General features: G+C 69.0%; 15 protein-coding genes and 1 riboswitch. Of the genes, 4 read left to right on the top strand and 11 right to left on the bottom strand.

Features of this window, described 5'->3' with window-relative positions; genetic code table 11:
• Positions 1 to 167 precede the first annotated feature (167 nt).
• A complete protein-coding gene (locus HRC28_RS18495; RefSeq protein ID WP_202033115.1) occupies positions 168 to 2,234 on the top strand; it encodes a neutral/alkaline ceramidase in 2,067 nt (688 codons plus the stop codon).
• On the opposite strand, the gene HRC28_RS18490 is transcribed toward HRC28_RS18495, so the two are convergent.
• Positions 2,224 to 3,102 (bottom strand): SDR family oxidoreductase, encoded by an 879-nt coding sequence (locus HRC28_RS18490; RefSeq protein ID WP_182376894.1) that lies wholly within the window; start codon positions 3,100 to 3,102, stop codon positions 2,224 to 2,226. The two genes, HRC28_RS18495 and HRC28_RS18490, sit on opposite strands and share 11 nt — an antisense overlap.
• 101 nt (positions 3,103 to 3,203) lie before the next feature.
• Here HRC28_RS18490 and HRC28_RS18485 point away from each other — a divergent pair, with 101 nt between their 5' ends.
• Positions 3,204 to 3,596, top strand: coding sequence for a helix-turn-helix domain-containing protein (locus tag HRC28_RS18485; RefSeq protein ID WP_237111561.1), 393 nt, complete (start codon positions 3,204 to 3,206; stop codon positions 3,594 to 3,596).
• A gap of 42 nt (positions 3,597 to 3,638) precedes the next feature.
• Here HRC28_RS18485 and HRC28_RS18480 read toward each other — a convergent pair whose 3' ends face one another.
• From HRC28_RS18480 to HRC28_RS18465, 4 genes are all read right to left on the bottom strand, one after another.
• Complete coding sequence (locus HRC28_RS18480; protein ID WP_182376893.1) at positions 3,639 to 5,243, bottom strand: HYR domain-containing protein; 1,605 nt, start codon at positions 5,241 to 5,243, stop codon at positions 3,639 to 3,641.
• Positions 5,244 to 5,330: 87 nt separating this feature from the next.
• Positions 5,331 to 6,257: a cobalamin biosynthesis protein gene (locus HRC28_RS18475; protein WP_182376892.1), complete on the bottom strand. Its 927-nt coding sequence runs from the start codon at positions 6,255 to 6,257 to the stop codon at positions 5,331 to 5,333.
• An 11-nt stretch (positions 6,258 to 6,268) separates the two neighbouring features.
• Entirely contained in the window at positions 6,269 to 7,081 is an 813-nt protein-coding gene (locus tag HRC28_RS18470) for a CbtA family protein (protein ID WP_182376891.1), read from the bottom strand.
• Positions 7,082 to 7,085: 4 nt separating this feature from the next.
• On the bottom strand, positions 7,086 to 7,304 hold the full coding sequence (locus HRC28_RS18465) for a CbtB-domain containing protein (protein WP_182376890.1): 219 nt from the start codon (positions 7,302 to 7,304) through the stop codon (positions 7,086 to 7,088).
• A 59-nt stretch (positions 7,305 to 7,363) separates the two neighbouring features.
• A riboswitch (cobalamin riboswitch) is annotated at positions 7,364 to 7,435 on the bottom strand.
• Between the two features lie 83 nt (positions 7,436 to 7,518).
• Between HRC28_RS18465 and HRC28_RS18460 the strand changes: the two genes are divergently transcribed.
• Positions 7,519 to 8,193, top strand: coding sequence for a GPP34 family phosphoprotein (locus HRC28_RS18460; protein ID WP_182376889.1), 675 nt, complete (start codon positions 7,519 to 7,521; stop codon positions 8,191 to 8,193).
• A gap of 6 nt (positions 8,194 to 8,199) precedes the next feature.
• On the opposite strand, the gene HRC28_RS18455 is transcribed toward HRC28_RS18460, so the two are convergent.
• The 3 genes from HRC28_RS18455 to HRC28_RS18445 form a co-directional block, all read right to left on the bottom strand.
• Entirely contained in the window at positions 8,200 to 8,721 is a 522-nt protein-coding gene (locus tag HRC28_RS18455) for a DUF1990 domain-containing protein (protein WP_202033114.1), read from the bottom strand.
• 34 nt (positions 8,722 to 8,755) lie between these two features.
• Positions 8,756 to 9,325, bottom strand: a complete 570-nt coding sequence (locus HRC28_RS18450) for a hypothetical protein (protein ID WP_182376887.1) — start codon at positions 9,323 to 9,325, stop codon at positions 8,756 to 8,758.
• Positions 9,326 to 9,445: 120 nt separating this feature from the next.
• Positions 9,446 to 10,159 (bottom strand): hypothetical protein, encoded by a 714-nt coding sequence (locus HRC28_RS18445; RefSeq protein WP_182376886.1) that lies wholly within the window; start codon positions 10,157 to 10,159, stop codon positions 9,446 to 9,448.
• A 121-nt stretch (positions 10,160 to 10,280) separates the two neighbouring features.
• Between HRC28_RS18445 and HRC28_RS18440 the strand changes: the two genes are divergently transcribed.
• Positions 10,281 to 10,616 carry a hypothetical protein gene (locus HRC28_RS18440; protein WP_182376885.1) on the top strand — a complete coding sequence of 112 codons (336 nt, stop codon included), beginning with the start codon at positions 10,281 to 10,283 and terminating at the stop codon, positions 10,614 to 10,616.
• Positions 10,617 to 10,746: 130 nt separating this feature from the next.
• Here the strand turns inward: HRC28_RS18440 and HRC28_RS18435 are convergent, their stop codons facing one another.
• The 3 genes from HRC28_RS18435 to HRC28_RS25445 form a co-directional block, all read right to left on the bottom strand.
• Positions 10,747 to 12,204 (bottom strand): HNH endonuclease signature motif containing protein, encoded by a 1,458-nt coding sequence (locus HRC28_RS18435; protein ID WP_182376884.1) that lies wholly within the window; start codon positions 12,202 to 12,204, stop codon positions 10,747 to 10,749.
• 269 nt (positions 12,205 to 12,473) lie between these two features.
• Positions 12,474 to 13,472 carry an Rv2231c family pyridoxal phosphate-dependent protein CobC gene (cobC, locus tag HRC28_RS25450; protein WP_237111560.1) on the bottom strand — a complete coding sequence of 333 codons (999 nt, stop codon included), beginning with the start codon at positions 13,470 to 13,472 and terminating at the stop codon, positions 12,474 to 12,476.
• A complete protein-coding gene (locus HRC28_RS25445; RefSeq protein WP_237111559.1) occupies positions 13,465 to 14,880 on the bottom strand; it encodes a cobyrinate a,c-diamide synthase in 1,416 nt (471 codons plus the stop codon). The genes cobC and HRC28_RS25445 overlap by 8 nt, the downstream gene beginning before the upstream one ends.
• Between the last annotated feature and the right edge of the window lie 4 nt (positions 14,881 to 14,884).

Below are 14,884 nucleotides of genomic sequence, written 5' to 3'. Positions count from 1 at the left end.
GTTCGGGCTTGCGACCCCTCGCTGTGAAACACCTGGTTCTGCGCGGATCAACAAGCGAAGTGGGTCAATGCCGCGAGAACTGGATGTTTCACCTCTGGCCCGCACGATGTGACGGTGGGGGTGCGACGCAACGGCGTCGTGTCCACCCGGAAGTTGAGTGAGGCTCCATGCGCCCCCTTCGTCGCCTGATCGCGGGCCTGGTCATCCTGGTCGTCGCGAGTGTGTTCGCCCCGGTCGTGAGCGGCCCGGTGGTCGACCCGGCCCGCGCCGGAGCCGCGGTCCAGTCTGCGTCGGGAACGCCGTACCTCGTGGGACGCGGCATTGCCGATGTCACGGGACAGTCGGCCAACAACGGGATGATGGGGTACGGCGACATCACCCAGATCTCCAGCGGATTGCACATGCGCCAGCGTTCCCGGGCGTTCATCGTCGTCGACCGGGGTACGGGCCGTCGGGTCGTGCACGTGGTCGCCGACATCGGAATGGTCTTCCAGAGCGTGCGCGACGCCGTTCTGGCGCGGCTGCGGGACCGGTACGGAGCGACGTACGGCGAGACGAATGTGATGCTGACGGCCACCCACACCCATGCGGGGCCGGGCGGCTTCTCGCACCACCAGCTCTACAACCTGACGACTGCCGGCTACCACGCCAAGACGTTCGACGCGATCGTCGCAGGCATCGTTTCGTCGATTGCCCGCGCTCACGCGGACCTGGCGCCCTCAGCGCTCAGCCTGCGGTCCACACGGCTGACGAACTCGAGCGTCAACCGGGCGCGCAGCGCCTTCAACCGCAACCCGGCCGCCGACCGGGCTGTCTTCCCCGATGCGATCGACTCGCAGAGCACCACGATGCAGGTGCGCCGCAACGGCGGGCTCGTCGGCGCCATCAACTGGTTCCCCGTCCACGCGACCAGCATGTCCACGCACAACACCCTGATCAGCCCCGACAACAAGGGATACGCGGAGTACCACTGGGAGCGCGAGGTGCGCGGCGTCGACTACCTCCGCCACACCGACCCGGCGTTCATTGCCTCGTTCGCGCAGACCAACGCTGGCGACATGTCGCCGAACCTCAACCTGCACCCCACCGACGGCCCCACGACCAACGAGTTCAGCAACACCCGCATCCTCGGCACGCGTCAGTTCGCCGCTGCCCGGAGCACGACGGACACCAGCGGCACGGTGGTCGCGGGCGGTGTCGATTCACGGATCATCTACGTCGACATGTCCGATGTGACCGTCAGCGGGAAGTACACCCCTGACGGCCAGCAGCACCGGACCTGCTCGGCCGGTCTCGGCGTCGGCTTCACGGGCGGCAGCACCGAGGACGGCGGCGGCGGGCTGCCGCTGTTCGAGGAGAACGACGGCCTCCTCAACCCCGTCGCCGACCTGCTCATGTCCGCGGTCTACACGGTGAGCCCGGCGTTCAAGGCCTGCCAGGCACCCAAGCGCATCCCGCTCCCGGTCGGCGACCTCGACCTGGTCCAGCAGAAGCTCCCGGTCCAGTTGATGCGGATCGGCCAGCTGTACCTGATCGGCATCCCGGGCGAGGTGACCATCGTGAGTGGTCTGCGCCTGCGCCGTACCGTGGCCGCCATCGTGGGTGCCCCGATCAAGAACGTGCTCGTTCAGGGGTACGCCAACGCCTACGCGCACTACGTGACGACGCCCGAGGAGTACACGGCCGACCAGTACGAGGGGTCGAGCACCCTGTTCGGCCGTTGGGAACTCCCGGCGTTCATGCAGGTCGCCGCAGGTCTGGCAACGGCGATGCGGGACCGCCGTCCGGTCGCCCTCGGAGCCAAGGAACGGGACCGCAGCCGTGAGCAGATTCGCAGCCCCTTGACCCTGCCGGCCCCCGACGTCCTCCCGCTCGGGCGACGGTTCGGACAGGTGACGCTCGCGCCCGAGCGGACGTACCGGCGAGGGAAGCTGGTCATGGTCGGTTTCGCCGGAGCGAACCCCAACAACAACCTTCGCCTGGGCGGCAGCTACCTGGCCGTCGAGCGCAGGAACGGTGATCGCTGGATCCGGGTGGCCGACGACGGCGACTTCTCGACCCGCTTCGTGTGGAAGGGCTTCCCGCTCGGCAACGGTCAGGCAACGATCGCCTGGCGCACCGATGCGAGGACGCCGCCGGGCACCTACCGGATCAGGTACTTCGGTGACGCCCGGGGCCTGGGCGGTGCGGTCACCCCGTTCACCGGCACCAGTCCCGGGTTCGTCATCCAGTGACGCTGGTGGAGGCCGCAGCGGATCGCACGGCGTCGGTGAGCGACGTCGCCGGGCGGCCGAGCAGAGCCTCCAGGTCGGTCGTCTCGACGTAGAGCTCTCCGCGCGCAAGTCCCTGGTCGGCGTCGGCGAGGATCGCGGCGTACGGCTCGGGGAGACCGGCACCGACGAGGACCTCGGTGAGAGCCGGGACCGGCAGGTCGTTGTAGCTGACCTCCTGGCCGGTCACCTCGGTGACGGTCGCGGCGAGCTCGGCCATCGTGAAGGCGGCGCCCCCCAGTTCGTAGACCCGCTTCGGCTCCTCGGCCAGGAGTGCGACCGCTGCGGCCTCCGCGAAGTCGGCCCGGGTGGCTGCGCTGACGCGCCCTTCGCCTGCGGCACCGAGAACGGCGCCGTGCTCGAGGTACGTCGGGAGCTGGCCGGTGTAGTTCTCGGTGTACCAGCTGTTGCGCAGCAGGCTGTGGGGGAGACCGGAGGTGACGATCGCCTGTTCGGTGGCGATGTGCTCGGTGGCGAGCGCCAGGCCGGACGTGTCGGCGTTGGCGACGCTCGTGTAGGCCAGCAGTTCGATGCCGGCCTCCTGGGCTGCGTCGATGACGTTCTGGTGCTGGGGAACCCGCTGTCCGACCTCGCTGCCGGAGATGAGCAGGACGCGGTCGGCGCCGGCGAAGGCTTCCTTGAGGGAGGTCGGGTCGGTGTAGTCGGCGTGGCGGACCTGGACGCCGCGGTCGGCGAGGTCGCTGAGCCGGGAAGTGTCGCGGGCCGTGGCGACGATCCGTTCGGGGGAGACGCCCTTCTCGAGGAGGGATTCGACGACGAGGCGGCCGAGCTGGCCGGTGGCTCCGGTGACGACGAGGGACTTGCTGGACATCGTGGTGCCTTTCGGTGGAGGAACGGTGATGTCGGCCTCAACCTGCCCTCGGTGAAGTTACTTCCCAAAAGTTAGTACGCACTTTGAGGTAAGGTACTGGCGTGGCAGTAAGTAAGGTGTCCGAGTCGATCTTTGAGCAGTTCCCCGGTGGGGTGTTTCCCGCGGCCTGTTCAAGCCGGGTGCTGCTCGACCACGTCACCAGCAAGTGGGGTGTGCTGGTCCTGGTCTCGCTGACCGACGGGCCGCAGCGTTGGAGCGAGCTGCGCCGTCGCGCCCAGGGCATCAGCGAGAAGATGCTGGCCCAGACCCTCAAGACGCTCGAGGCCGACGGACTGGTCGATCGCGACCAGAAGCCGGTGATGCCGCCGCGCGTCGACTACAGCCTCACGCCGTTGGGCGAGGAACTGGCCGCCGTGCTGGTACCGCTGCTGCGCTGGGTCGGCCGGAACTCCGAGGAGATCATCGGAGCAACGGGACCGGCCCTGCCGGCCTGACCCGGAGGTCACGCCGACAGGGCCGGTACGAGGATGCTGCTGTTACTGCGGCGGCGCGGGGACCAGGCAGTCCACCGGTGCGGCGGTGTTGCCCGAGAAGTCCACGGCGTACAGCTCGGCGTCACCGGTACCGGTCAGGTGCAGGATGTCGCCGGGCATTGCCTTCTCCTTGGGGCCCGAGTTCGCCTCGGTGTACTTGATCTTCTGGCCGCTGGCGAACGGACCCCACACGTGGCCACTGCCGCTGTCGCGCAGGTACACGTCCGGGTCGGTGTCGACGATGTCGGTCGCGTCGAGCCGGTAGAAGCCGTCCTGGTTCTGGCCCTGCGGGTTCGGCCGGGTCTGACCCGCGAACGGCACGTGGAGGCCCGGGTTGGTCGACTCGGCGCAGGTGACGGTCGGCGGGGTCGTGTCGACCACCTCGATCGTGCCGGAGCCGTAGCCGGTGTTGCCGGCAGCGTCGGTGGCCTCGCAGTCGACGGGGGTCGTCCCGAGCGCGAACTGCGAGCCCGAGGGCGGAACGCAGGTGGGCGTGAGCGGTCCGTCGACGTTGTCCACCGCGCTGGCGTCGTAGTCGACGACGGCGCCGTCAGGGCTGGTCGCCTCGACGACCTTGCTCTCGACGGTGACGACCGGCGGGGTCACGTCCAGGACGTCGATGTCGACGGTCTGCACGAACTCCGGGCCGGGGACCGAGCCGTTGACCTTGAACGACACCGTGCAGGACACGGTCTCGCCCTGGGGCGCGTCGCTGGCGAGGGTGATGGTCTCCTCGAAGGTGGTCGAGGCCCCGCTGGTGACGGTCTGCGAAGCAGGCGTCAACGTGGCCGTCACGCCCGGGTCACAGGAGACCTCGTGGGTGACCTCGGCCGGCAGGTTCTGCAGCTGGCTGAGGATCACGTCCGAAACCTCGTCGGGGTTGGCGTTGGTGAGCGTGCCGCCCGTCTGTGAGGTGACGTACGAGGCCTGGCCGGTCGTGTTGAGGCCGTCCCACAGGTAGCCGTCGGTGCCGGGGACCGAGATCGCGATGACCCGGATGCCCGCCGCCTGCAGGTCTGCGGTCGCGGAGGCCAGCGTGGCGCCGGCCGACGGGTCGTGGCTGGTCGAGTCACCGAACATCACGACGATCGGGCTGCCGTTGTCACGGAAGTCGACCGCGGTCGGGATGTCCGCCAGCGCGCCGATCCAGTCCTCAGCCGCGTCGCTGCCGCCACCGGAGAGCGGGGTCCATTCGCCGATGCCGTCGGTGACGTCGGCGGCGTTGCCGGTCAACTGCTGCCGGAGCAGGAAGTGACCACTGGCGTCGGCGGTGTCCTTGTAGTCGGCGACCGCGAACTGGGCCGTCGGCTGCGCCGCCAGGATCTGGCTGACGATGCTGTTGGCATTGGCCTGCACGTTCCCGATGCTCGCGGTCATGCTGGTGGTGGTGTCCGCCAGGAAGACGATGTCGGGGTTCGGCGGGATGGGCGGTGTCTCCACCGTCTTGGTGATGGTGACCGAGGCGCCGGGGGCGAGTGCATCGGTGTAGTGCTGGGGGCTCACGCCCGGGTCGCCGAGTGCGGCGACCGTGGAGGCCGCAGCGAAGGCGAGGGCAATCGCGCCGGCCGGGACGGCTCGGGCAATTGCACTGGAGGGTTGGAGACGCATGGTCAGGTTCCTTTCCGAGGGGTGTGACTGACCCTCCTCAGAGTCGGGACCGGACCCGGTGATACCTGATTCCCGAATATTCCTGCGTCAGTTTCGCGAGCGCACGGCCAGGGCCACGCCGGCAGCGGTCGCTGCCGCCGCCCATCCGATGCGCCGCGCGAGCCTGCGGGCGTTGTCGAGGTCGGCCCTTCGGGGCGCGGGGCCATCGCCCATCACCGCCCGGTGCTCGATACGCCCGGCGTAGTCATTGGTGCCGCCGAGGTGGATGCCGAGGGCGCCGGCGAAGGCTGCCTCGACGGGACCGGCGTTGGGGCTGGGGTGGCCCGCGGCGTCGCGCTGCCAGGCCCGCCATGCGCCGGCGTGGTCGTCGCCGAGCGCCACGGCCAGGAAGGCGGTGAGCCGCGAGCCGGGCAGGTTGAGCAGATCATCGAACCGCGCCGCGGCCCAGCCGAACCGCTCGTAGCGCGGACTCCGGTGGCCGACCATGGCGTCGAGCGTGTTGGCGGCCCGGTAGCCGATCAAGCCCGGGACGCCGGCGACAGCGCCCCACACGAGCGGAGCGACCACGGCGTCGGAGGTGTTCTCCGCGAGCGACTCGAGAGTCGCGCGGACGATCTCCGGCTCCTCCAGTTGCGAGGTGTCGCGGCCGACGAGATGCGTGAGCTGGACCCGCGCCTCGGGCAGCCGGTCGTCGGCGAGCAGTCCGCTGACGGCGGCTGCCTCCCGGTCGAGCGAGGTGCCGCCGAGGACGGCCCAGGTGGCCGCTGCGGTCAGCAGCGTGTGGGGGAGCGGGTGGGCGCGGGTGGCGCGATCAGCCACGACACCGATCGCCACTGTGCCGCCGACCAGCACGGCGACGTACCCGACACCGGTGGGGCGGTCATCGCGCCAGACGCGCTTCTCCAGTGCTGCGGCCACCTGGCCGAAACCGGCGACCGGATGGCCACGCCGCGGGTCGGCCAGGAGGCGATCCGCGGCGAAGCCGAGCACCAGCCCGATGGCGGTGCTGAACATTCAGTGTCCGATCAGATGCTGGCGGCGAGCTCGCGCCGGTTGGCCTCGGCGACCGCGCGGTCGTGGAGGCGTCCGACGAGCGCCACCAGCAGTACGCCGATCGTTGCCCACATCGTGGCGAGGACGAGCAGCGAGGAGCGGCGGAAGTACCAGAGCGTGTCCGCCGGGAAGTCGCCGAGCTCGTTGACCGTCGGGAGCAGGAACGCGGTCACCGCAACGATGACGACGTAGCTGAGTGCCGCGATCGTGGCGGCGGTCCAGGCCTCGAACCGGCCGCGCAGCTTGTTGGCCAGGACGACCATCGCGATGGCGGCCAGGACCGACACCAACTGCAGGGCGAAGTACGACGCCGTACGGCCGCCGATCGTCTCGCCACTGCCGACAGCAGGAGGCGTGGCGGGGTACTTGGTGAACGGCACGAGCGCGATTGCTACGAATCCGATCAGCGCGACCAGTGCAGTGGAACCGCGGGCCGACAGGTTGCCGAGGCGACCGACGACGGCTGCGACCGCGAGCGAGACCAGTCCGCCGAGGGCGGTGCCGACGACGAGCGTTCCGGTCAGCAGGCCCCAGCTCTTCTGGTTGTCGCGCGAGATCTCGACGATGCCGGCTTCGTCTTCGTCGGCGTGGTCGGCCGGGTGCTCCTCGGCGGGCGCCTGTGCGGCAGCGGCCTCTTCGAGGGCGATCGCGTCGTCGACGTACGGCTCACCGAAGGCGAACGCCACGATGAAGGCAAGCAGGCCGGCCACGAGACCCGCGGCAAGGCCGCGGATCAGGAAGGCGCCCGGGCTGAGGACAGACTTGTCCTTAGAGGCGGTGCTCACGAGCTCAGTGGCAGGGGTAGCCGAGGAGGTGGCGGGCGTCGTGAACCCACTCGTGCACGCCGTTGCCGGCGAAGAGCGAGACAGCGCCCTGGTCGCTGCTGACGAAGAAGATCGCGAGCATCGCGAGCAGGCCGAAGAAGACAACCCACGTCCCGAGCTTCAGCAGCGGGACCACCGGGACGGCAACGGCGCCTGCGGTGGGGGTGGCGGTGATCTGAGACATGTGTCCTCCTCAGGGATTCTGCGTCCCTGCTCGGTTCGGATTGAGGTGAAGGGCCTCGGGTCTGACTTCACCGCTCCGATCAAGGGGCGGTGTCACAGTAGCGCGACTGTGCCGGACTCTCACCGGCTTCCTGGACCTACGGGGCTGACTTTAGGGCATCCTGCGCCGCCACGGACAGGGGTACCGCCGCCCGGACCGCGACTATCGTCACAGCATGGGCGTTGCCGCTGATCTGACGTTGATCTCGATCGATCCCGCGACCGGCAAGAGCCTGCTCGGCTCCACCGAGTCGGAGCCGGTGACGGGCGGCGCCGCGTTGGTCGACCTGGTGCTCGCGGAGCGCTGTGACGTGGCGGGCGAGGGCAGGAAGGCTCGTGTCCGTTTGGTTGGCGACGCTCCGTTGGGCGACGCCGCGCTCGACCGTGCGTTGTCGCGGATCAAGCCCGACCGCGATCACAAACCAGCCTCGCTGGTGCCTCGGATCGGCAAGGGCACGCGCGCGCTGGTGTTCGAGCAGTTGGTGGCCGAAGGTGCTCTGGCGCCGCGCCGCGAGAGGGTGCTCGGTCTGGTGCCCGTCGTCCGGTACGACGTCGTCGACTCCGCCCGGCGCGATGCACTCGTTGCGAGGGTGATGGGTGTGCTCCTGGGCGACGCAGAACCGGACGACACCACCGGGCCGTTGATCGGACTGTTGTGGGCAGGCAACGCGATCAAGCGCATCGCCCCACGACCCGAGCGCTCCGCGGCAGTCAAGCGCGCCAAGGTCATTGCCAAGGGGGAGTGGGCCGGTACGGCGGGCAAGGCCGCCGTCGCTGCCACACACGCCGCCGTCACTGCGGCTGTCACCGCTGCCGTGATTGCGTCGTCGGTGGGTGCGGGCGGGGCGTAGCGCGGGTCAGGTGCGGAGAGCCCGCGCGTAGCGGAAGCGGTACCACCGCTGAGCGACGAGCGCGGCTGGAAAGGCGAGGCGCCAGGTCCCGCGCGCCGGACGCGTCAGGGAACGCAGCGTCAGCCAGACAGCGCCGTCCGGTGTGCGGTGGACGATGAACGCCTCCTCGCCTGAGACCGGATGTCCGTCGCGGGTCCCGTACGCGAATCCACAACGGTTCGCATCATCAATGACCGCGACCACTGTGACGGGCTCCCGCAGTTCGAACGGTCCGAGGGACGCGACCAGTGTGCGGTCCTGGCTCTCCCGGACGCGCAGCTCCTCACCCGGCTCGGACAGGACCGCGAAGCCGCTGCGTGTCTTGACCGACCACCGCAGCACCGCCGTCGACGCCTCAAGCCACAACTGCTCGCCGTCCCCGAGGTGCGTCGACTTCTCGTAGCGGCGGTAGCCCGCTGGCGTGGAAGCCCAGTTGTCGTCGGCTACGTGGGTGTGCCCCACGGCGTCGTAGCTGAGTTCCGTCGACATCACACGATTGTGTCGGAAGCTCAGGGTCCCGCCATCACGAGCGTGGAAGCGGCGGTTTTGCCAGAGCTGCTGCCACCCGGCAATCGGCCGCGTCATCCATGCGAGTCGTGATGGGGAGGCCGTCAGTCATTGGGACGGTCAAGACCGGACGTTCGCCCCGTGTCAGCGCGTCAGCGTAGGCCTCGCGCAGGTCAATCAGGATCTCCCAGTCGGCGAGCCAGGCCTCGGCCGGATGGTCGCCCGCCAGCTTGTCGGTTCCGATCGACCGGATGTCGCCGATCATCGCGGTGATCGCAGTGTTCTGGTTGCGCATCGCTGCGGCGACGGCGGTTGCTGAGTCGTTCGGCAGCGGGGCTGATGCGCGAACAGACTCCTCCATTCGACTGCATGCGATGTCGATTGCCTCTACTACGTCGGGGTCGTCGAGCACGCCGAGATGGTCGGTGCTGGCGTAGTGATAGAACGCCATCGCCGCGACGACGGCGCTGCCGAGCAGCAGAGCAACTGTCAGGGCGATGGCGATGGGCAGCGCTCGAGACGGGGTCGGCTCTGGACTGGGACGGAGTTGCGGCGCCGCGGGTGGATCCCATCCACGAATACTCACCTGAGCAGCGTGCCCGATGGTCATCACGTTGGCAGGCGTCGACACCACATCGTGATCGAGGTGTCGGTGAACCGCGCTCCTCGGCAGGTTCGAGCGCTGTCTGCGGAATGACAGAGCGAATCACGCGAAGACTTCAGCGATGTTCAACTGGGCGCCGCATGCAGGGCAGTTCGATGAGCCGAAGCAGAAGCGAAGGCTCTCGGCCACCGCCGCCCGGTCGTGGATGGTGGCGAGGCTCCAGAGCCGAGCCTCAGGCGTCCCGGCGGGCGCCTCGATGGCCACGACGTCTCGCTTTCCATCGGCTGCGTGCCAGGTCGCAACCTTGGGTGGGACGTCATCCAACTGAACGAGTAACTCGTCTCCGCACTGGTTGCAGGTGAGGGGCGCTTCGCCGTCTGCGAGGTAGTTGAGCGTCTGCTGCCAAACGCCCAAGTCCTCGAAGGCCGCCAGCGCTTCAAGTGCGTAGATGAACTCGGTGTCGCTCTCCGCCAGCGGCAAAGCGGCTTCCGCGATGTCCCGCAGTTGAGAGATCTCGGCGGCGAACGACGCGCGCACCTCCGTCGGGTCTCCTGGGCCGTCTGTGGAAGCGAGGATCGAGCCAGCCAACTGGAGTCCTGGCATGTAGCCGCGAACCGGGAGCCGCGAACACATGTCAGCTAGAAGCGGGACCGCCGCATAGCTCGCGCTGTACACCGTTCCTTGGTGGCACAGGTGACTCCACACGTCATCCCACGCCGGCCCGAACACGACGCCAGATTCCTCCGCAGCAGCAAGCAGCGCCGGAACGAGCTCAGCGGAGCCGTAGGCATCGCGAAGCTCCTCCCAATTGGTCATTCGCCGATGGAACCACGAAGCGCCCGATTCTCGGCACGAGCGCCCGGGTTGCGCCATGGGCGCTCACCTCAGGGCGTGCAAGCATCACCATGTGCGCGATGATCGAATGACGATTCGGCTCATGACCGACGACGTAAGTGGAGTGGCTCTCTGGCTCGATTCGGGTCAGGACTACCCAGGCTCCAAGTTCGAATACCTCTTCGTGTCGGAGCGCGAGCCGGAAGATCTTCTTCCGATCACGCCTGCGCTCCGCGACCGCATCCGCGCCTGGGTCGACGAGTACACGGCGTCGATCGGCTATGGGATGGGTTTCAATCACCTGGATCACGATCGGCGTGGATACGCGCTCAGCCAGGATCTGCAGACCGAACTCGGCCTCGTCGAGTTCAAGGTCAAATACGTCTTCGACACCGACGAGGTTCGTCGAGAAGTGAAGGCCGCTCGCGAGCTCCGCTGAGACAGGGGGCGACCGCTGATCGGCACGACCGAGCGGGTCGCGGCATGAGCGAACTCCGACGCTTTGCCCGACTGGCGGCAGTAGCGGGCGATCTCTGATCGCTGGTCCCAATGATTGTGTGGTCTGGCGTTCACCCAGTGAATGCACGACCACACGATGTCCGCGTCGCCTCGCTGAACGGTCTCGCCGGATCCCGGACCGCCCGACTCTGGAGCCATGAGCGGGCATGCCACTGGCCCCGCTGGTGGGCGGGGTGCGGGGGCGGGGGAGTTATTCGTCGGGGTCGACGAGGGGGTGGGTCGAGTGCGCGGGTGCCGTCGGGTCCGACGAGGAAGTGGTGGCCTTTCGGGCTGATCCACAGGTAATGCCCGGGCAGGATCACCGTGTAGCGCCAGTTGCTGAAGGTTTTGGCGCGGTGATGTCGTCGGCATCCGGGGGCGAGGTTGCAGGTGCAGGTCGGGCCGCCCTTGTTGTGCGGGACCACATGATCGAGATCGCACTTCGCCGCTGGCCGGCTGCACCAGGGGAACCTGCATGTGTGATCCCGGAGCTCGACCCGTCTGCGGATGCGGTCGGGGATCTCGTAGGAATCGACGGGGACGCAATCAGAAAGGTCGATCACCGGGCGGACGATGATCGTGGTGTCGCGGGCGCGGAGCCATTCCTTGATCTGCGCGATGGAGATCGGGGTGCGGCCTTGGTCCCAGCGGCCGACGGGGTTCGCGAACGGGTTGTCCTCATCGTCAGAGGTCACGGCGGTGTCGGTGATGTGGACGCTCAGCTCGACCTTGCGGCCGGGTGACTCGGCCACGACTTCACCGGTCTCTTCGTCGGCGAACAGCAGGTCCAGAGACAGGTCTTGGCGGGCCATGTCGCCAACGGACTTGGAGCGGCGGACGTCGAAGGAGTCGGTGTCGCCGAGCTGCCCGCGGATCTTGGCTCGACGCGACAACGCGAGATCGAAGTCATGAGCATCCGCGGCATCCAGAACCGAGTGGGACTCGACCTGCCCGTTCGCGTCGACCTCACCGACGTCGACCCGGCGGGCATCGGCGGCGGCCTGGCGCTCGGCTTCGGCGCGTTCGGGGTCGAACCGGATCACCGCTTCGGTGACGAGGCGTTCGAGTTGAGCCCAGCCGACGCCGCCGACGGCAGCGAGTTGGCGGTCCACGAAGGCAGCCGCTTCGGCGTTGAGGGGCCGGGTGAGGTCGGCGATGCGTTCGGCCCGCCAGGGCTCCAACTTGCCTTCGACCACTGCCGCGTAGATGCCGGGGAGGCGCCAGGCGCACTCGATGATCCGCCCGACGTACCCACGTCCACCGTCGGGTGAGCGGCCGAGCAAGGCGATGAGTTCCATCAGGTTGAACTCGGACACGAGCGGTGCACCGGCGCCGGCGATGGGGACGCCGGTGTCGATGACGCCGTCGACGATGGTCGCGGCTTGCTCGGGGCTGGTGACGATGTTGCGCCTGGCCCAGGTCGCGATGTCGATCCATTCCTTGACCAGCGCAGCTTGGCGGACCTTGACGCCGTTGCTGAGATCCGACAACAAGGCCCGGTCAGAGCGGGTGTCGGTTCCGAGATCCATACATGCATTAGATCACCGACCTCCGACATCGCGAAGCGGCGGAAACCCGCCTGTGGACAGGGGAAAGTCCCCACCAAGCCTGTGGAGAGTTGGTGGTCAGGGCCGGGGGTTTCGAGGCTCGCTTCGCTCGCACCTCAACCACCGGGCTCGCCAGATTTCGCTCGCACCTCAACCACCGGGCTCGCCAGATTTCGCTCGCACCTCAACCACCGGGGCGGCGTCTCGAGACGGTCGCAGAGCGACCTCCTCGACCTCTGCGCCCGGTCGGATCAGAGGCCGGCGAGAGCGGTGAGGAGTTGGTCGGTGACGTCTTCGGGGCGGACGGCGATGCGGACCCAGGAGTCGTCCAGACCGGGGAAGGTGTCGGCCCGTCGTACGGCGATCCCGGCGGTGCGGAGGCGTGCGTGGACGCCGTCGCCGACCTGCGCCAGGACGAAGGATGCGGTCGACGGGAGGTGGTGGACGCCGAGGTCGGCGAGGCCCTTCTCGAGGTGCTCGCGCCAGTCGCGGATCTCTTCTGCCCGACGGCGGCCCTCGGTGACGGCCTCGGGGGAGGTGCAGGCGAGGACGGCGGCTGCGGCCGTCGTACCGACGGACCAGGGGGCCTGGTTCAGGGCGAGGCCGGCGACGACCATCGCGTCGCCGACGAGGTAGCCGGCGCGGATGCCGGGGATGCCCCAGTGCTTGGTGAGGGAGCGGATCACGACGAGCCCGGCGACGCGGAGACCGGCCAGTGACTCGGACTCGTCCGGGTCGCAGTCCATGAATGCCTCGTCGACCACGACGACCCGGCCCGGCTTGAGCAGCGAGCGGATCACCTCGGCGGGGTGGAGGGCGCCCGTGGGATTCGTCGGGTTGCCGATGATGACGAGGTCGGCGTCGTCGGGGATGAGTTCGGGGTTGAGCGCGAAAGGCGGGGGGAGGACGACGGACCGGACCCGGTGGCCGGCCTGCTCCAGTGCCGCGTGCGGCTCGGTGAACTGCGGGTGCACGACGACGGGTCGACTCCACGGCCGCAGCCGCGCGATGAGGGTGAACGCCTCGGCCGCGCCCGCCGTCACCAGGACGTTGTCGAACGGACGCCGGTGGTGGGCGGCGACGGCACGCTGGGCCTTCTCGGCGCTGGGGTAGACGCCGACCTCGTCGAGCGAGGCCCGCAGGGCAGTGTCGAGCCAGTCCGGGCGCGGCCCCGGATACACATTGACCGCGAAGTCGAGCGCGGCCTCGCGGGCCTCGGAGTCGCCGTGGTGGCGCAGCGGGTCATCCACGCGCGTGCCTGTCGTGTACGGCGGCCGCGAAGCGTGCGGCGAGCTGGGGATGTCCCGCCCAGTGGGTGTGCAGGTACGACGCGTGCAGGGTGTCCGACGCGAAGCCGACCTGTTCGCCGTCGACCTCCCACGCGGGGGTGGCACCGGATGTCGGCGCGACCTGGGTGCGGTGGAACTCGTGTCCGGTGACCTGCTCACCCGCGCGGGTCAGCAAGGTGTCGGCGACTCCGGTCGCGACCGGGTAGCGAAGGGTCAGTCGCTCGTTCATGGCGGCGTCGGCATCGATGACACCGGCCATCGGGACGTCGTCGAGCGTGCGGCAGAGGTACAGCAGACCGGCGCACTCCGCGACCGTCGGCAGGCCGTCGGCCACGGCCGCGCGGATCTCCTCCCGCAGGGCTGCGTTGTCGGTCAGGTCCTTCGCGTGGACCTCGGGGAAGCCGCCGCCGAGGTACAGGCCGGCGGTGCCGGCCGGAAGGGTCGAGTCGAGGGCCGGGTCGAACGGGACGACCTCGCAGCCGGCGGCTTCGAGGAGTTCGGAGGTCTCGGCGTACTGGAAGGTGAAGGCGCGGCCGGCGGCGACGGCGACGACGGGGCGGCGCGCGGGGGTTTCGAGGCTCGCTGGCGCTCGCACCTCAACCACCGACGGGCTCGCTGGCGCTCGCACCTCAACCACCGACGGGGACCAGGCGACCGCGTCGATCGGCGGGGCGGACCGGGCGATCTCCAGGACCGCTTCCAGGTCGACGTGCTCGGTCACGACCTCGGCCAGTCGCGCAACCACGTCGGCCGACTCACCGCGCTCGGCAGCCGTCACCAGGCCGAGGTGGCGGGAGGGCGTGGCGATGTCGGGGTTGCGGGGGATCACCCCCAGCACGGGCACCGAGATCGAGGAACGCACCTCCTCAGCATGCCTTGCGGATCCCGCCTGGTTGAGAATCACGCCTGCAATCTCGATGGTCGGATCCCACGTCGCCATGCCGTGGACGACCGCGCCAATGGACCGCGACGACTTCGAGATGTCGACGACGAGCACGACCGGGGTGCGGGTCAGCCGGGCCACGTGGGCGGTCGAGGAGAAGCCGTCGCCGCCGATCCGGCCGTCGTACAGGCCCATCACGCCTTCGATGACTGCGACGTCCGCCGGGACCGGCACAGCGGCCCCGTGCAGCAACAGCGGAGCGACGAGCGATTCGCCGACGAGGTGCGGGTCGAGGTTGCGACCGGGCCGGCCACACGCGAGGGCGTGGTAGCCGGGGTCGATGTAGTCGGGGCCGACCTTGTGGCCGCTCACGACATGCCCGGCGCGCACCAGTGCGGCCATCAGTCCCGTGGCAACCGTCGTCTTGCCCTGACCGGTGGCCGGGGCAGCGACGACGATGCGCGGAATCTCGACAGGCTCGATCACCGCG

Origin of the sequence: Nocardioides sp. WS12 (assembly GCF_014108865.1) — a bacterium.
Taxonomy (GTDB): domain Bacteria; phylum Actinomycetota; class Actinomycetes; order Propionibacteriales; family Nocardioidaceae; genus Nocardioides.
The sequence above is the reverse complement of the archived record's forward strand: the minus strand, read 5'-3'. Positions and strand labels throughout refer to the sequence as shown.